The organism is Acidovorax radicis (assembly GCF_020510705.1).
Classification (GTDB): domain Bacteria; phylum Pseudomonadota; class Gammaproteobacteria; order Burkholderiales; family Burkholderiaceae_C; genus Acidovorax; species Acidovorax radicis_A.
In genome coordinates, this window is record NZ_CP075184.1 from 4,229,421 (window position 1) to 4,244,607 (window position 15,187).

At 57.1% G+C, this 15,187-nt stretch carries 9 protein-coding genes and 2 pseudogenes; 8 read left to right on the forward strand and 3 right to left on the reverse strand.

Annotated features, from left to right (window positions below):
• The first annotated feature begins 213 nt into the window (after positions 1-213).
• The 5 genes and pseudogenes from KI609_RS19345 to KI609_RS19365 form a co-directional block, all read left to right on the forward strand.
• On the forward strand, positions 214-4,179 hold the full coding sequence (locus KI609_RS19345) for a DUF4365 domain-containing protein (RefSeq protein ID WP_226445169.1): 3,966 nt from the start codon (positions 214-216) through the stop codon (positions 4,177-4,179).
• 278 nt (positions 4,180-4,457) lie between these two features.
• Positions 4,458-5,876 (forward strand): His-Xaa-Ser system radical SAM maturase HxsB, encoded by a 1,419-nt coding sequence (hxsB, locus tag KI609_RS19350; protein WP_226445170.1) that lies wholly within the window; start codon positions 4,458-4,460, stop codon positions 5,874-5,876.
• Entirely contained in the window at positions 5,869-7,002 is a 1,134-nt protein-coding gene (hxsC, locus tag KI609_RS19355; protein WP_226445171.1) for a His-Xaa-Ser system radical SAM maturase HxsC, read from the forward strand. Before hxsB ends, hxsC begins: the two co-directional genes overlap by 8 nt.
• Positions 6,999-7,685, forward strand: coding sequence for a His-Xaa-Ser repeat protein HxsA (hxsA, locus tag KI609_RS23110; protein WP_226445172.1), 687 nt, complete (start codon positions 6,999-7,001; stop codon positions 7,683-7,685). The genes hxsC and hxsA overlap by 4 nt, the downstream gene beginning before the upstream one ends.
• 532 nt (positions 7,686-8,217) lie before the next feature.
• Positions 8,218-8,916: pseudogene (locus tag KI609_RS19365) on the forward strand (restriction endonuclease); the annotation flags it as partial.
• Positions 8,917-8,945: 29 nt separating this feature from the next.
• Here the strand turns inward: KI609_RS19365 and KI609_RS19370 are convergent.
• Together KI609_RS19370 and KI609_RS19375 are read right to left on the reverse strand one after the other, a co-directional pair.
• A complete protein-coding gene (locus KI609_RS19370) occupies positions 8,946-9,203 on the reverse strand; it encodes a helix-turn-helix domain-containing protein (RefSeq protein WP_226445174.1) in 258 nt (85 codons plus the stop codon).
• 527 nt (positions 9,204-9,730) lie between these two features.
• Positions 9,731-10,693: an IS5 family transposase gene (locus tag KI609_RS19375; RefSeq protein WP_055395751.1), complete on the reverse strand. Its 963-nt coding sequence runs from the start codon at positions 10,691-10,693 to the stop codon at positions 9,731-9,733.
• 90 nt (positions 10,694-10,783) lie between these two features.
• On the opposite strand from KI609_RS19375, the gene KI609_RS19380 reads away from it, so the two are divergent.
• The gene (locus KI609_RS19380) at positions 10,784-10,975 is read left to right on the forward strand and encodes a heavy-metal-associated domain-containing protein (protein ID WP_226445175.1); all 192 of its coding nucleotides are present in this window, start codon (positions 10,784-10,786) and stop codon (positions 10,973-10,975) included.
• Positions 10,976-11,076: 101 nt separating this feature from the next.
• Positions 11,077-11,637 (forward strand): Cu(I)-responsive transcriptional regulator, encoded by a 561-nt coding sequence (gene cueR, locus KI609_RS19385; RefSeq protein ID WP_319003115.1) that lies wholly within the window; start codon positions 11,077-11,079, stop codon positions 11,635-11,637.
• A gap of 273 nt (positions 11,638-11,910) precedes the next feature.
• Here the strand turns inward: cueR and KI609_RS19390 are convergent, their stop codons facing one another.
• Positions 11,911-12,252, reverse strand: a complete 342-nt coding sequence (locus KI609_RS19390; RefSeq protein WP_226445176.1) for a copper-binding protein — start codon at positions 12,250-12,252, stop codon at positions 11,911-11,913.
• 79 nt (positions 12,253-12,331) lie between these two features.
• Between KI609_RS19390 and KI609_RS19395 the strand changes: the two are divergent.
• Positions 12,332-15,133, forward strand: a pseudogene (locus KI609_RS19395) (efflux RND transporter permease subunit); the annotation flags it as partial.
• Positions 15,134-15,187: the final 54 nt, after the last annotated feature.

A 15,187-nucleotide genomic window follows, 5' to 3' on the forward strand; every position in this document is an offset into this window, starting at 1 on the left:
CTTAGCTTGCGGACGTTGCAAGTCGTCATCGCTATCAATTTGCGCAGGGGCCGCATTGCAGCGACAGCGGTCGGCGGAACTCGCGCGACGAGCGTGCGTTCAGTGCCACGTTGCGGACGTTCGGATACGGCATGATGCGCATCGCGGCTTCCGACTCAAAAATTTCGGGAGCGGCCGAGAGCAGCGATATACAAGAAAGCAGAAGATCTTCGCATGACTGCGTCATTTCCGATCGTTGACAAAAATCATCACACCAGCATTGCGTCCAAGCATGTGCTTGACTACGCGCATCCTGCCACATGGGACTTAACCTCCAGAGACGGCCCTAGCGACTATGGATTCGACTTGGAGGTACAGGTCGCTCCTAATAACTTGGTGCAATACACCTTCCGAATTCAGCTCAAAGGAACGGAGGCTCCTAAGTTATCTGCGGATGGAAACACGTTGTCCATGACGCTGAAGGTTAGTACGCTAAATCTTTATGCACAGACAGCCGATGAGGTGATGCTGGTTGTAGTCAAGGTCTCATTCTTGCCCAACGGAAAGGCCGACCTCGTAAACAGCAAGGTCTACTGGACGTGGGTCTCCGATGAAATTGAGCGGCTACGTGGCAACAGGTACGAGGTTGACACGGAGGGAGCCCAGCGTGAGGTAACGCTCCATATACCTGTATCCCAGACCCTCACCCCAGATTTCGACGTAGTCCCGTACCTTGCAGATCGACTTCGCGCAGCAAGGGCCGTCGAATCATTGACAAGCTTGGCTCAGCAAACTAGACCGATTCCCGGCGGCTATGCGGAGCAACTAGAACAGTTAGTTCAGAATGTCCTTAGGCATCCGACATTGCTGACTACTTCATTCGATCAGGAAGAAGAACTGCCAGGTGAGGGAGTTGGAAGGGAGCTTGCAGAGGGTCTCGCATACGCGCGTGCTGGCCGAACTTCTTTGGCGGAAAAGGTTGTTCAGAGTATTGACTTTGCTCGCCTGAACGATTCTCCAGCTCTAACGGCTTGGTTTTTCAGCTTGCAGGGCAAAGTTGCAATGCAGCGCCGGCGGGCTGATGACGCATTGGCTTTCTTCGAGAAGGCACACCTGTCTCATCCAATCGAAAAGCATCTGCTACCGGTGGCTGAACTCAAATTCCTTGACGCGGTTGATCGCGGTGAAAGTGCCGACATTGAAAGCGTGGCCACATTACTAGGGAGTGTGGAGTCTGACGATGGTCGGAGCCTCCTGGTGCGCGTTCTCACCTCCATGAGAGCCTATGACGAAGCTCAAAAGACCATCAACAAAATTTCCAGCCGAGCAAAGCAACTCCAGGCGCAGTTGGTCCTATGGAGTAGCCAAAGAAAATGGGCTGATATTCGAACCGCAGGGGAAGCGGCACTCCGCTCGAATTTGTCGACAGACCCCCACATCAGCGCCGCGCTCCATTTGCTTCTTTCAAGGGCGGCTTGGCAACAGGCGTTGTCGACAGCAAGTCAGCTAGACGAGGATGCCGAGATTCTTCCATTTTCTGGGCTTCCAGGGTTAGACGGAGAAGCCGCGACGCGGGCTTGGCATCACGCTCTCGAATGCCTGCGACTTCACAAGCAGCTTGGATGGCCTGTCAACATTGAGCTCTTAGCACCAGTTGCGGCGGCAGTGGCGGGCGCTACAGGCAAACAAATCGAGGCACTGGGCCTCTTAAGCGAGGCGGCAACAGAAAGACCTGAATACCGGGAGCTTCAGGAAAACGTCGAGATACTGGCCGTCGGTGCGGGTCAACTAAAGGTTGCCCTGGAGGCCAACTTGCGGCAACCCGGAGGGCACGCAGTGCTGGCTCGACGTGCGTCCATTGCATTTCAAAACAAGGACTACGAGGCATCTCTAACTGCAGCTCTCAACGCTCTCAAGTCGCCTGGCGGGCCAACATATCAAACGCCTATGGCATTCGCTCTGGGGGCGGCCGCAGCCGCAAAGCTGTCTCGATCCGCCGACAGAGAAAAGCTCCTGGCCCAGCTGAAATCAGTCCCCGCGTATCAGGAGTATGAGGCGTTGTCGGAGTTCGCGACTGCTGCAGTAGTTCCTGGCATATCCCAGGATCCACTGGGGATCTTGCGCGATGGTGTCTCGCAGTTCCCCAACTCGAAAGTGCTAATTGGTAATCTGCTATCCAATCTCCCTACCGATGACAGCGATGCGGCGCGGGAGGCTGTTTCGCTAGCCCTCAAGCTACGACAACACATGGCGCTATCGCTTGCGGACCACACCCGCTTGTTAAGCGCCCACCTCGTCCTGGAAGAGTGGCTAGACGCGGAAATAGAGACCCGCGCTGCCATCATTCGATTTGGACCGACGCATAGCCTGCAGAGCATGCTTGCTGTCGCGCTTGAAATGCAGGGCAAAACAGCCCAAGCAAAGACGGCACTTGAGCAAGCAATCGAGCTGGGCTCGGGTCGACTTTCTACCCTGCGTAACTACCTCGGTATCTGCTTGCGCCTCGGACGTCTAAGCGAGGCACGCAATGCCATCCAGCGATTGCTAGCATCAGAAACTAGTCGCGAAGAGCGATTGGAACTTCTTCGATTGAATGCACTGGTCCTGAGTCAACTGGAACTTGCCGACGATGCAATGGATGTAGTCAGAGACGTTGGAAAATTGGTGAATGTGGACGTTGAAACTGAAGAGGGAATGTACCTAGTGCTCCTCCAGGTCGTTACTCTGAATCAACAGGGCATTGCGCGCCAGGAGTGGGATGCATTTCAGCAACGCGTCGCTCGCTTTGTGGATCAATGGCCGAAATCAACCATCTTTCGTGCCGTAAAAGAGCGGGCGAACGCCGTTCAAAGTGTCGATGAATTGCACGACGTTCTTGACGAAGTGATCGGTGGCGATTCGCGTGCTCGCATGCAGGAGTTCAACAAGCGTGAAGACGACCTTCGAAACGGCCGGTTGCCTGTGCCCTATGCAATGCGGCCGACATACGCCCTGCACTACATCGGAGACGTTTTTACCCTCTGGCATGTCGGCAAGAAATCTTCGCCCGATGATGCTCAGCTCCATCTTCCGATGCATGCGTCCAGTGAAGAGCTCGCGACGCAGGTCCGAAGAGATGTCCCATTGCTGGATATCACCGCGCTACTAGTGCTTCAAGACTTGGAGTTACTGCCGGTTCTCTTGTCATTGTTTGGGCGCATCGCAATTTCCAGACGGACCGTCAACTACATCAGCAATCATAGCCGTGGCGCACTTGTGAACGTGATTGCGCGCTCGCAGGCAATGGGTTTGCTGAAGTTCATCAACACCAACCTAGAACACATTGATCAGCCGTCTTCTTCCCGGCAATCGATTCAAACAATTACGCCTCAAGAATTGGTGCAGGACTACATCGCACTGGGCAAGGAAGGCCGGTGGGTTGTTTATTGTGACGACGCTACCAGCCGGGTCTACCTAGCGCATGAGAACACCCGCCTGAAGGTGTTCAATACCTTGGCGTTGCTCGAGCTTTCTGATCGAGAAGGCTTGCTGACCGAACTTGAAATTGCACGACACCTGGCTCAGCTCTCTCAATGGAACGTGGGAATCGCCGTGTCCGTGCGATATCTGTTGGCATCTTTGACCGGCGCAGTGGACGACGGCGAACAGATTTCGGCAATTGAGCGCCTAGAGCGCTTTCGCCATCACGAGCCCTTCGCGTCCCTGGCCAAGGCAATCTGGCACCCACGTAAGGATGTGGCAGACCTCGTTGCGCACATGGCGGTGGTGATCTCTGAAGCACTTCGTGACGAACGTTCGAATGAAGATAGCGTGGCAGCTCTGTGGGCGTTCTGGCTCATGCGATGCAAAGTAATGTTCCAGCTATCTTTGGATTTCTTCCAAGACATGCAGCCGTACTGCCTGATACTTGCACTGATACGATTGCCACTTGGCGCAGAAGAGAGGCTCGTTCACGCCGCGCTGAAAGCAGTCGAGTTGTCGACAGAGTCCGATCGAATGAGCCAAGGCCTAGAAGATCAGTTCCTCGAGCGTCTGGCAATGACATTAGCCGCAATGGGCATCAAAAACTCCACCTCTGTAGAGGACGCGCGGTCTAGGCTGGCGACTGTACTGCCGCGAGGTACGCACCGCGGAGACATTTTTGAAGCAGCCTACTACGCATCTCTATCACGAGGCACCACGGATAAGGGCAGCGACTAGATTGCCACTTCCCGAAGTACTTGGGCCTGTTTACACATTCTTAGCCCATCCGCGACGAAGAGCTTAACGAAGCCCAGGAAGATGGGGTCGCAGCGCCGCACATTTTTCGATGCGACTTTACGAATTATTGTTGCACAATGTTTCTGAATAAGAGATTCAGGAACAGGAGGGGGCATGGCTCTCATCAATGCACTGCGCGTCTTGATCAAGGTCAAGCATCAAGAGTCGACTGACAGGCGATCTATGCAGGTGCTCGGGTGAGGTACGCACCTCGGGCTATGCCGTCCAGACACCGCCTACTTCCGGATGGCCACATCATCGTGACCGGAGCGGCCGGGGACTTTGCGTTCTTTGACAGCGAGGAATTTGATCGATTTCGCGTGTCCCCACAAAATCTTGAACTTCGAAAACAGGCCGCCCTGCGTGCACGCTTTCTGCTCGCTGATGAGGCTATGTCAAGGGGCATGCAACGCTTGCTGGCTTCGCGTATTGCAGCGAAGCGAGAGACCGTTACCTCAGGTCCATCGCTTCATATCATCGTGCCCACCCTGCAATGCGCCCACTCCTGCCAATATTGCCAGGTAAGCAGGTCCCTTGACGACGAGGGGCATACGATGTCGCTTTCGGATCTGAATGCTGCATGCGACACCATTCTCGAAAGCAAATCCGATCAGCTCACCGTCGAGTTTCAAGGCGGTGATCCGCTGCTGCGATTCGACCTGGTCAAACATGCCATCCTGCGCATCCGCGAGGGGGCAGCAGCGAACCGTCGAATTCGCTTTGTAGTCGCTTCAACTCTCCATCAGCTCGACGACGCGATGTGTGCCTTTTTCAAGGAACACAGCGTCTACATGTCGACCAGCTTGGATGGGCCTCGCGCACTACATAACGCCAATCGACCGACCCCAGGTCGAAATGCTTACGAACGTACCCTGGCTGGCATCCAACTGGCACGAGAAAGGATTGGAGCCGAAGCCGTTGCCGCCTTGATGACGACAACCAAAGCGTCTCTGGCTTTCCCTGAGGCGATCGTGGATGAGTATGTCCGCCAGGGGTTTCGGGAGATCTTCTTGCGACCGCTCAGCAGCTATGGGTTCGCCAAACGCAATCAGAACCTGCTCGGCTACTCTGTCCAGGATTTCCTGGTCTTCTATCGGCGTGGTCTTGATCGGATCATGTACTGGAACCAGCGCGGCGTGGAGCTGCGGGAGGTGTACGCGGCGATCTTGTTGAACAAGATGCTCTCAACCTTTGATGCGGGCTACGTGGATCTTCAAAGTCCGACAGGCGCAGGTACCAGTGTCCTTGTATACAACTACGACGGGTTTGTTTATCCCAGCGATGAAGCGCGCATGCTCGCAGAGACAGGGGATCGATCGCTACGAATGGGGCGCATTGGTGAATCCTTGGGCGGGCTACTCAACTCCCCGGTGCGGCAGCAATTGGTGGAGGCCAGCGACGTTCGATCCATGAGCGATTGCCGCGACTGCGCCTACAACTTGTACTGCTCGCCCAACCCCGTCGATGCCCAGGCTCAGCACGGAACAATGGCTATTGCTGCGGGTGCAACTGAACACTGCCAGCGGCATATGGCTCTCTTTGACGCCATGTTCACGGCCCTGCGCACTGCTGACGAGGATACGTCTGCGCGAATGCACGAGTGGGCGCAAGTGCGGGAGTCATGCGCCAATGCGTAGAGTGCCTGCCGACCTCGATGAGAGATGCGGTGCGCACGTGCGTCGGGTGGTGGATTTCGAGGGCTTTGCGGCTCAGTGGGAGCCGTCTCTCTATTTCTTGGTGCGAGTCCAGAGTCCCGACGAAAGGCGTTCCATTGAGGACTTGCAGCGTACCGGCCTCGATAACCTCGCTTGGGCCGTAAGCGATCAGCTGGAGATTGGGGACATCGTTGTCGCGCGCCCATTCACGGGAGAGTTGATCGTCCTGCTGCGAGCAACTGACACCCATCACACGCTGTTCCTCACAAATCGATGCAACAGCAATTGCCTGATGTGCTCCCAACCGCCAACCAAGGAAGACGACGGGTGGCTCGTTGAGGAAGCCTTAGAGGCCATCTCCCATCTGAATTGGCACCCTCGAACCATCGGCCTCACTGGTGGTGAGCCATTGCTGCTGGGCGCAGGCCTACGGCGGATTCTGGATGCCATTGGTCACCGTCTTCCCCAGACGGCAGTGGAAGTTTTGACCAATGGCCGGTTGTTTGCAGATGCAACTGTCGTGGAGGAGGTTCTATCGGGCCTCAGTACGAAGGTTCGTTGGTTGGTGCCGCTGTACGGGCATGCCAACTTCCTGCATGACTTTGTTGTGCAGGCCCCCGGCGCCTTTGACGAGACGATTGATGGATTGCTCACGCTCCAGGATCACCAACAGGAGATCCAGTTGCGCTCCGTGTTGATTTCTCCGGTCTTGGAGGTTCTGCCGGAGCTGGCCCTGTTCGTCGCCCGAAACCTCCCATTCATCCGGGAGTGGGCATTGATGGGGTGCGAGCCGATCGGGTTTGCCCTAGCTAATCGAGAAGCTTGCGAAGTGGACCTGATCGCTTGGGGCGCAACACTGGAGCAAACCCGCAGAGTGCTACGCACCTACCGGATTCCCCACGTCTGGATGAACACGCCTTTGTGCGCGTTACCTCAGCCTCTTTGGCCTCAGGCGCAGAAGAGCATTTCAGATTGGAAGAACGTCTTTGCACCTGAATGTGAGGGTTGTGCAGCAAAGAAGAACTGCTCTGGACTGTTTGCCTGGTATGAGCGAGGCTGGAAACCTGCGCCCCTAAGAACAATTGAGACAAGCGAGGTCAATTTATGAGCAAATTCGTTCGAAACCTCTCTCTTTTCGTGGCGGGGTTGCCTTTACTGGTCACTAAGAGCGTATCAGCGGCACCCGCACCCAGAGCGGAGATGGAGCCGCTCGACACGGCTGGTGCTGTGCCGTTGCGCCCATTAAATTTAGAATCAGACAATCTGTTTGCAGGACATCGTTCGCACTCCAGCCATAGATCGCATTCAAGCCACAGCTCTCACTACTCAGGATCCAGTGGGAGCTCTAGCTACCGTGCCCCTGCATATGTAGTGCCAAGCCCGGCTCCAGCCTACGTAGCACCATCTCCTGCCCCAGTATCTCCTCCTGCGACGAACCGCTATGCCCCCGAGCCAGCACCGGCCCCTGGAGCACCTCGACAGTTTTTGGATTCGAACAACGCATCTGGATCCAATACCCCCGCGAAGAATGGCGTGTCTCAGTTATCTCCACCTGGAAAGCAGCCCCCCTCTTCAGATGAGTTGACTCATCCAGAGAAACTGCGACTGCAGATCATGCGAGTTCAGATCAAGCTTCGCAGCCTGGGCCTGTATGACGGATCGATAGATGGGGTGATGAATGACGGCCTGCGTGAGGCACTAAAGCACTTCCAAGAGCTGAAGGGATTTCAGAAGACTGGGACTATGACAACGCCTACGCTCAATGCACTTGGCATACCTGCCGTCAACTGATGGCGCACGCAGACGGGTGCTTTGGTGAACTACCTGCTAGCCGTACCTGTTGCGGCCAGGCCAGCCGACAACAATCGCAAATCATGAAAATCCCCTATCGCAGTTCGATCGCAATCATTGGTTTTTGCAGTACCTTATTTTCAGCATCCGCTATCGCGCAATCAAGTGTGGGAGCCGCGCCAAAGGGTGATGCGAGGGTCGTAGCTAGCCGGATCATCAAACACAACTTTCCGAGCTGCCGAACCGTCTCCCACGCAGTCAGAGCGCCTGATGGAGCAATTCGAGCTCGGTGTGACACGAGTAACTACATGGTCTTCACGATCTTCAACGCGAAGGAAGGAAAGACCTCTGAGATTGCGTTGAACTGCACTGCGGCAAAGAAGCTCTTGAACACTGATTGCTGACGACTCATGGACGCGCACACCGTCACTCGATACAGCGCATCCCGAGGCTAGCTGTCGCCAAGATACCGCTGAGCTTCCAGGCACAAAGATGCCTTTTTCAAAGAGCACCAACGTACAGGGAGGAGATGATGGCCAGACGCAAGAAAACCAGTCCTTTGGAAGACATCCTGGACTTAATGTCTCTGCTTCCTTGGTGGGTCTGCTTGGTGCTCGCCGCGGTGAGCTACGCAGTGCTCAGCAACTTGGCCGCTCCTATCAAACCCTCAGATATCCAAGGCCAGGGTGGCGCGATGGTGGGAGCCATGATGCAAAAGGCCATCACCCATGGACTGGCGACGATCGGCCAGTATCTCGTTCCCCTGATGTGCCTAATTGCTGCAGCGATCTCCGCCTGGCGACGCAAACAACGCAGGGAACTGATAGCCGGTCTTTCGCAAGCTGAAAGCTCGGACGCTCTTGATGGCATGAGCTGGAGAGAGTTTGAAATCCTCGTGGGGGAATCCTATCGACAGCAGGGCTACCAGGTTGCCGAGTTAGGGGGCGCCGGCCCAGATGGTGGGGTGGACCTCGTACTCACCAAAGGCAATGAGAAATTCTTCGTGCAGTGCAAACAGTGGAAGGCTTACAAGGTAGGGGTGACCACCGTCCGCGAACTCTACGGTGTCATGGCAGCCAAGGGCGCCACCGGTGGATTCGTGGTGACCTCGGGTCGCTTCACAGCCGATGCGATGGAGTTTGCACAGGGTCGGAACATTGAGTTGGTCGACGGCCCTCGCCTCTTTGCAATGATTCAATGTGCACGGCGGTCCGGAAAGTCCTCGTCTTCATCAGTTGTAGCGGATTCTCCGGCTCAGGCTCAGCAGAGCGCCGCGACCTGACGACTGGAAAGCTGCTCGCGATCTTGATGAGCCAGCACCTGCAACTTGAACTGCGCACTGTACGCGCTGCGCTTGGGGCGTAGACCGTCGATGCCGTGCAGGCGGTAGTGGCTCACCCATGTGCGAACCTTCTCCTCGGGAACCGACCACCGCCGAGCCAAGAGCTTCGCGCCGCCTTCGCCAGCCAAGAAGCTTTGGACCACTTCCAGCTTGAACTCCGTTTTGTACTTCTTCATGTAACCCCTTGAAGTTTGTCCAACTTCTGGGGGTCAGTTCAAAACCGGGGCGATTCACCTTGGCTGTTCACTTCGCATAGGGAAGATTGGTATCGAAGACACGCCATCCCACACAATGACCCCCAGTCCAGAGAACGTTGTGTCGACCTGGGTATGAATCCTATGGAGGAGCGCCTTGAGCTTAGTTTTAGGCTCCATGTACTCTGGGGGCTTAGCGATCATGTAATTGGGTGGGCACGAGTTGCGTGGCGTATTGTCCGCCAGTATCTCCCACATGCTCGTCGCGAACGCCAGTAGGCTTACCCCACACCTCTTGGTAGATCTGATGTTGGCCGGAGCACAAGAACCATTTTTATACCTAGCAACTTTAAGGATGTCCTGAATAACTCGGATTCGTAAGTGCTACAAGGCCGATGTTCTCAGATGAGGCCATGGATACCGTTTTGCCAGCGGTTGGGCCATGTTTTGTGACCTTCTTTCGGGCGGCTTGCGCCGCTGCTGCGGCTGCCTGCTGTTTGCAGGCGCACTCATCCCTGCACCGCCAGCAATTGGTGGCGCACCATCCACAGATTGGACAGCGCAAACAACGTCTTGAGCTGCAGCGTGTTCTTCTTCAAACCCCGGTAGCGCACCTTCACATATCCAAACTGCCGCTTGATCACCCGAAAGGGGTGCTCCACCTTGGCCCGGATACTTGCCTTGATCTTCTCCATCTGGTCTATGAGCGCGTCTACGGGGTTGGTCTCTTTATCCAGCTCTTTGCGCTTGCCCGGGCGCATCGCTATGTGCCACGTCACGCTAGCCCGGGCATCCGGGCGCTTGTGCACGCCTTGATAGCCCGCGTCACCAAACCCGTCTTTTTCCTCTCCGTGCAGCAAGCTGTTGCCCTCTACTACGTCCGCCACGTTGCCCGAGGTGCCAATGACGGTGTGCACCAATCCTGAGTCTGCGTCCACGCCAATGTGAGCCTTCATACCAAAGTGCCATTCGTTGCCCTTTTGGCTGGAGTGCATCTCTGGATCGCGCTTTCTGTCCTTGTTCTTGGTAGAGCTGGGCGCTGCGATCAGCGTGGCGTCTACCGCAGTGCCCGCCTTGAGCAGCAAGCCCTGCGCTGCCAGCAGTTCGTTGACCGTGGCCAGAATCTGCTCGGCCAGCTTGTGTTTCTCCAGTCGATGGCGGAACCTCAAAATAGTGCTCTCGTCAGGCATTCGCCCATGGGCATCAAGGCCTGCAAACTCCCGGTAGATCGGGGTGTCAAAGAAGGCTTCTTCCATTGACAGATCCGACAAGGTGAACCACTGCTGCATGCAATGGGTGCGCAGCATGGCCTCCAATGCAAAGGGTGGACGTCCGTTCTTGCCTTCGGGGTAGTACGGGGCAATGAGTTCGACCAACGCAGCCCAGGGAACCACCCGATCCATCTGGGCCAGCAGCTCCTGCTTGCGGGTCTTCTTGGTGCTCAGGCTCAGGTCAAGGCTGCTTTGCTTCATGGCTGGCGAGGATGCCATGACTGAACTGCTTCTATCTGACTTGACAGGAGGTTTTGCAGGATTTTCTTAACTTTTTCCAAGAGGTGAAAAATGCATCAATTCCAACTCCCCGACATGACCTGCGGACACTGCGCTGGTATGGTGAGCCAGACGCTGCAGATGACAGACCCTGAATGCAAAGTGCAGGTGGACATGTCCAAACGTATGGTCACTGTGCAAAGTGCGGAAGATCGCAAGACACTGGTCGAGGTACTGACCGAAGCTGGATATCCGCCCGCCTGATCTAGGCTTTACAGAACGTAATATTCAGAGCGCTTGACATTGACACGATGGTAAGGACGAAAGTCCTTGCTACCGTGTTATTCCATTGCACAGGAGCATCCATGACCACACTCATGAACATCGGCGATGCAGCCAAGGCGGCAGGCGTATCGGCCAAGATGATCCGCCACTACGAGCAAACAGGTTTGTTGCCGGAAGCTGAACGCAGCGAGGCCGGATATCGAAAATACGGTGAGCGTGAAGTCTCAGTACTCCGCTTCATCCGGCAGTCGCGCCGCCTCGGCTTCTCCATGCCCCAGATTGCAGAGCTGATCGGCCAATGGGGCGACACACACCGCACCAGTCGGCAGGTAAAAGCTATTGCCGAGCGCCATCTGGCAGATCTGGAGGAAAAGCTACGGGAAATTGTCGAGATGAAATCGGCGTTAGAGCAGTTGGTTTCTGTGTGCGCAGGGGACGATCATGCCCATTGCGCCATTCTGGAAAACCTCGCCGCAGACAGTCCCTCGGCCCCTAATCACAGTGCTAGCTTTGTCAAACCGAAGCGTCGCGGTGCCAAGGCATCCACTGCTCACTCTGGGGTGGCCGACAAGCCGACAACCAGTCATTTGGATCTCATGACTTGGATGCGTGGCGTACATGTGCATCGAGGCGCGCACTGACCTAGATAGCCAAGAGCCTTCCACATGAAGCGGCTGCTGCTGGCCTCCATGCTTAGGCGGCCGCGTATCGAGGATCATGACTTTTTGCGCTCCTTGCCCAGCGCTTGCTCCTGAGAGTTGACGGAAAGCCTGACTTGGGGAGTACCGCTAACAGGAACGCGGGCGACACAGTCGCCATCGCAGTGTCGATGCAGTTAGAAGCGATTTTTCCCTACCGGTTTGACTACGTGTGGTGAGGGGCGCCCCCTGGGGGCGCTCTCTACCCCAGCCTCCTTACTTGGCAGGTTCGATGGCGGTAACGACCATCTTTCCGCCCTCGCTGACAACCATGAAGCGGATTTTGTCGCCCACTTGTGTCTTGTCGAGCAAGGCCTTGTCCTTGGCTGTGAAAACCATGGTCATGCCCGGCATCTCCAAATGCTTGATGTCACCGTGCTTGATGGTGATTTTTCCCGCATCCTTGTCGATCTTGCGCACCTCTCCATCTGTCATCGAGGCGGACGTCATGGCAGAGGGTTTACCGGCTTCGGCCGAGGCCTGCGCGATCGCGGACATCGGCAAAAGAGTGGTCAACGATAGCGCGATGCTGAGCAGAAAGGTATGTGCGTTTTTCATATGAAATCCTTGTTCAGTGGATGAGAGAAATAGCTTCTTACTTCTTGACCACAGTGATCTGGCCTTTCATGCCCGCGTCGTAGTGGCCCGGATACCCGCTACGGCCAAGTCGTCGTTGGGCCCAGATGCCACCGGGGTGGGCTGGATCTTCCAGTACGCCCTGGTAGATCGCACCGGCAAAAACGACCTGGCCCAGCTTCGCGCCTTGCAGGACTGGTTCCTGAAGTTCGAACTCAAGAGCTTACCCAACGTGGCCGAGGTGGCATCGGTCGGGGGCATGGTCAAGCAGTACCAGGTCGTGCTCGACCCCATCAAGCTTGCGTCCCAAGGCCTCACTCAGGGGCAGGTGCGCGAGGCCATCATGAATGCCAACCAGGAAACGGGTGGATCGGTGCTGGAACTGTCCGGCGCCGAGTACATGGTGCGCGCCAGCGGCTATCTCAAGACGCTGGACGACTTCCGCGCCATCCCGTTGGTGTCGCGCGCAGGGGTGCCTGTGCGCCTGGGGGATGTCGCCACCGTCCAGATCGGGCCGGAAATGCGGCGCGGCATCGCTGAACTCGACGGCGAGGGGGAAGTGGCTGGAGGCGTGGTCGTGCTGCGATCTGGCAAGAACGCCCAGGAAACGATCCAGGCCGTAAAGGCCAAACTCAGCGAGCTGCAAAGCAGCCTGCCCCAGGGCGTGGAGATCGTCACCACCTACGACCGCAGCGCACTCATCGAGCGGGCGATCCAGAACCTCACCACCAAACTCGTAGAGGAGTTCATTGTGGTGGCGGTGGTCTGTGTCTTGTTCCTCTGGCACCTGCGTTCTGCGCTGGTCGCCATCATTTCTCTGCCTCTGGGGATCATGGCTGCGTTTCTGGTGATGCGCTACCAGGGCATCAACGCCAACATCATGTCCCTGGGCGGCATTGCCATTGCTGTGGGCGCCATGGTGGATGCAGCGGTGGTGATGATCGAGAACGCCCACAAGAAGCTGGAGTCCTGGCAGCACAAGCATCCCGACCAGCAGTTGGTCGGTGAAGAGCGCTGGAAAGTGATCACCGAAGCTGCCGAGGAAGTTGGGCCTGCGCTTTTCTTCTCGCTGCTCATCATCACGTTGTCCTTTGTGCCCGTTTTTACGCTGGAAGCTCAGGAGGGCCGGTTGTTCGGGCCACTTGCGTTCACCAAGACCTACGCGATGGCCGCGGCAGCGGGTCTCTCCGTCACGCTGATCCCGGTCCTCATGGGCTACTGGATCCGGGGTCGTATCCCGGATGAGCAGAAGAACCCCATCACGCGGGTGCTGATTGCGGCGTACCGGCCCTGTCTGGAATGGGTTCTGCACCGTCCCAAATCCACCCTGGTCATCGCCGTGCTGGCGCTGACGACCACGATCTGGCCATTGTCGCGTTTGGGGGGCGAGTTCCTGCCCAGGATCGATGAAGGCGATCTGCTGTACATGCCGTCAGCCCTGCCGGGCCTGTCGGCGCAGCGCGCCACCGAACTGCTGCAACTGAGCAACCGGATGATCAAGACGGTGCCCGAGGTCGAACGCGTTTTCGGCAAGGCGGGCCGAGCAGAGACCGCCACCGATCCGGCGCCGCTGGAAATGTTCGAGACTACGGTGAAGCTCAAGCCCAGAGACCAATGGCGTCCAGGAATGACGCCCGAGGGCCTGATCGAAGAGTTGGACAAGGCCGTCAAGATCCCCGGCCTGTCCAACATCTGGATTCCACCCATTCGCAACCGAATCGACATGCTGGCAACCGGCATCAAGAGCCCCATCGGTGTCAAGGTGACGGGCAACGACCTGCAGGTGATCGATGGGATCGCGGCACAGGTCGAGCAGGTCGCCAAAGGCATTCCGGGAGTGGCCTCGTCACTGGCCGAGCGCCTGACAGGGGGCCGCTACGTCGATGTCCGCATCGATCGCACGGCCGCGGGGCGCTACGGGCTGAATGTGTCCGATATCCAGGCCGTGGTCTCCGGGGCCATTGGCGGTGAAAACATCTCGGAAACGGTCGAGGGCTTGGCCCGCTTCCCGATCAACCTGCGCTATCCGCGTGAGTGGAGAGACTCGCCCGAACGCTTGGCCCAATTGCCCATCTCCACCCCCATGGGGCAGCAGATCACGCTGGGTACGGTGGCCAGCATCGCCATCACCGATGGGCCACCCATGCTCAAAAGCGAGAATGCCCGCCCATCGGGCTGGGTATATGTCGATGTGCGGGGGCGCGATCTGGCTTCCGTGGCCAATGAGCTGCGCGATGCCGTGAGCCGACAGATCAAGCTGGAGCCCGGGGTCAGCATCACGTACTCAGGCCAGTTCGAGTACCTGGAGCGGGCTAATGCCCGCCTGAAAGTAGTGGTGCCTGCCACCTTGCTGATCATCTTCGTGCTGTTGTACTTGACCTTCTCGCGCATGGGCGAGGCGGGACTGATCATGGCAACGCTGCCATTTGCGCTCACTGGGGGCATCTGGTTCCTGTACCTCATGAACTACAACCTTTCGATCGCCACCGGTGTGGGCTTCATCGCCCTGGCGGGGGTCGCGGCTGAGTTCGGGGTGGTCATGCTCATCTACCTCAAGCAGGCACTCGCAGAGAGATGTCCAGACGGCAGGCAGCCCACACTGGAAGAGCTGCTGGACGCGATTCGGGAAGGTGCCGTGCTGCGCGTGCGACCCAAGGCCATGACCGTGGCAGTCATTCTGGCGGGCCTGGTGCCCATCGTGTGGAGCAGTGGGACGGGCTCGGAGGTCATGAGCCGCATCGCGGCCCCCATGCTGGGCGGAATGGTGACCGCGCCGCTGCTGTCCTTGTTCGTGATTCCTGCAGCCTATGTGCTGATGAGAAAGCCGAGAAAACGCGATCTGCGGGACGCTGAGGCTTCGTGAGGCTGGCTTTGGGGGCCCCTTGGGGCATCGAGTTTGCAAATCGAGAGGCTGCGT

What these genes read in the sequence shown, in the direction of transcription:
- KI609_RS19380 (WP_226445175.1), top strand. Translation starts at nt 10,784, where the DNA reads ATGCATCAATTCCAACTCCCCGACATGACCTGCGGACACTGCGCTGGT.
- hxsA (WP_226445172.1), top strand. Translation starts at nt 6,999, where the DNA reads ATGAGCAAATTCGTTCGAAACCTCTCTCTTTTCGTGGCGGGGTTGCCT.
- KI609_RS19345 (WP_226445169.1), top strand. Translation starts at nt 214, where the DNA reads ATGACTGCGTCATTTCCGATCGTTGACAAAAATCATCACACCAGCATT.
- cueR (WP_319003115.1), top strand. Translation starts at nt 11,077, where the DNA reads ATGACCACACTCATGAACATCGGCGATGCAGCCAAGGCGGCAGGCGTA.
- hxsB (WP_226445170.1), top strand. Translation starts at nt 4,458, where the DNA reads ATGCCGTCCAGACACCGCCTACTTCCGGATGGCCACATCATCGTGACC.
- KI609_RS19390 (WP_226445176.1), bottom strand. Translation starts at nt 12,252, where the DNA reads ATGAAAAACGCACATACCTTTCTGCTCAGCATCGCGCTATCGTTGACC.
- hxsC (WP_226445171.1), top strand. Translation starts at nt 5,869, where the DNA reads ATGCGTAGAGTGCCTGCCGACCTCGATGAGAGATGCGGTGCGCACGTG.
- KI609_RS19375 (WP_055395751.1), bottom strand. Translation starts at nt 10,693, where the DNA reads ATGAAGCAAAGCAGCCTTGACCTGAGCCTGAGCACCAAGAAGACCCGC.
- KI609_RS19370 (WP_226445174.1), bottom strand. Translation starts at nt 9,203, where the DNA reads ATGAAGAAGTACAAAACGGAGTTCAAGCTGGAAGTGGTCCAAAGCTTC.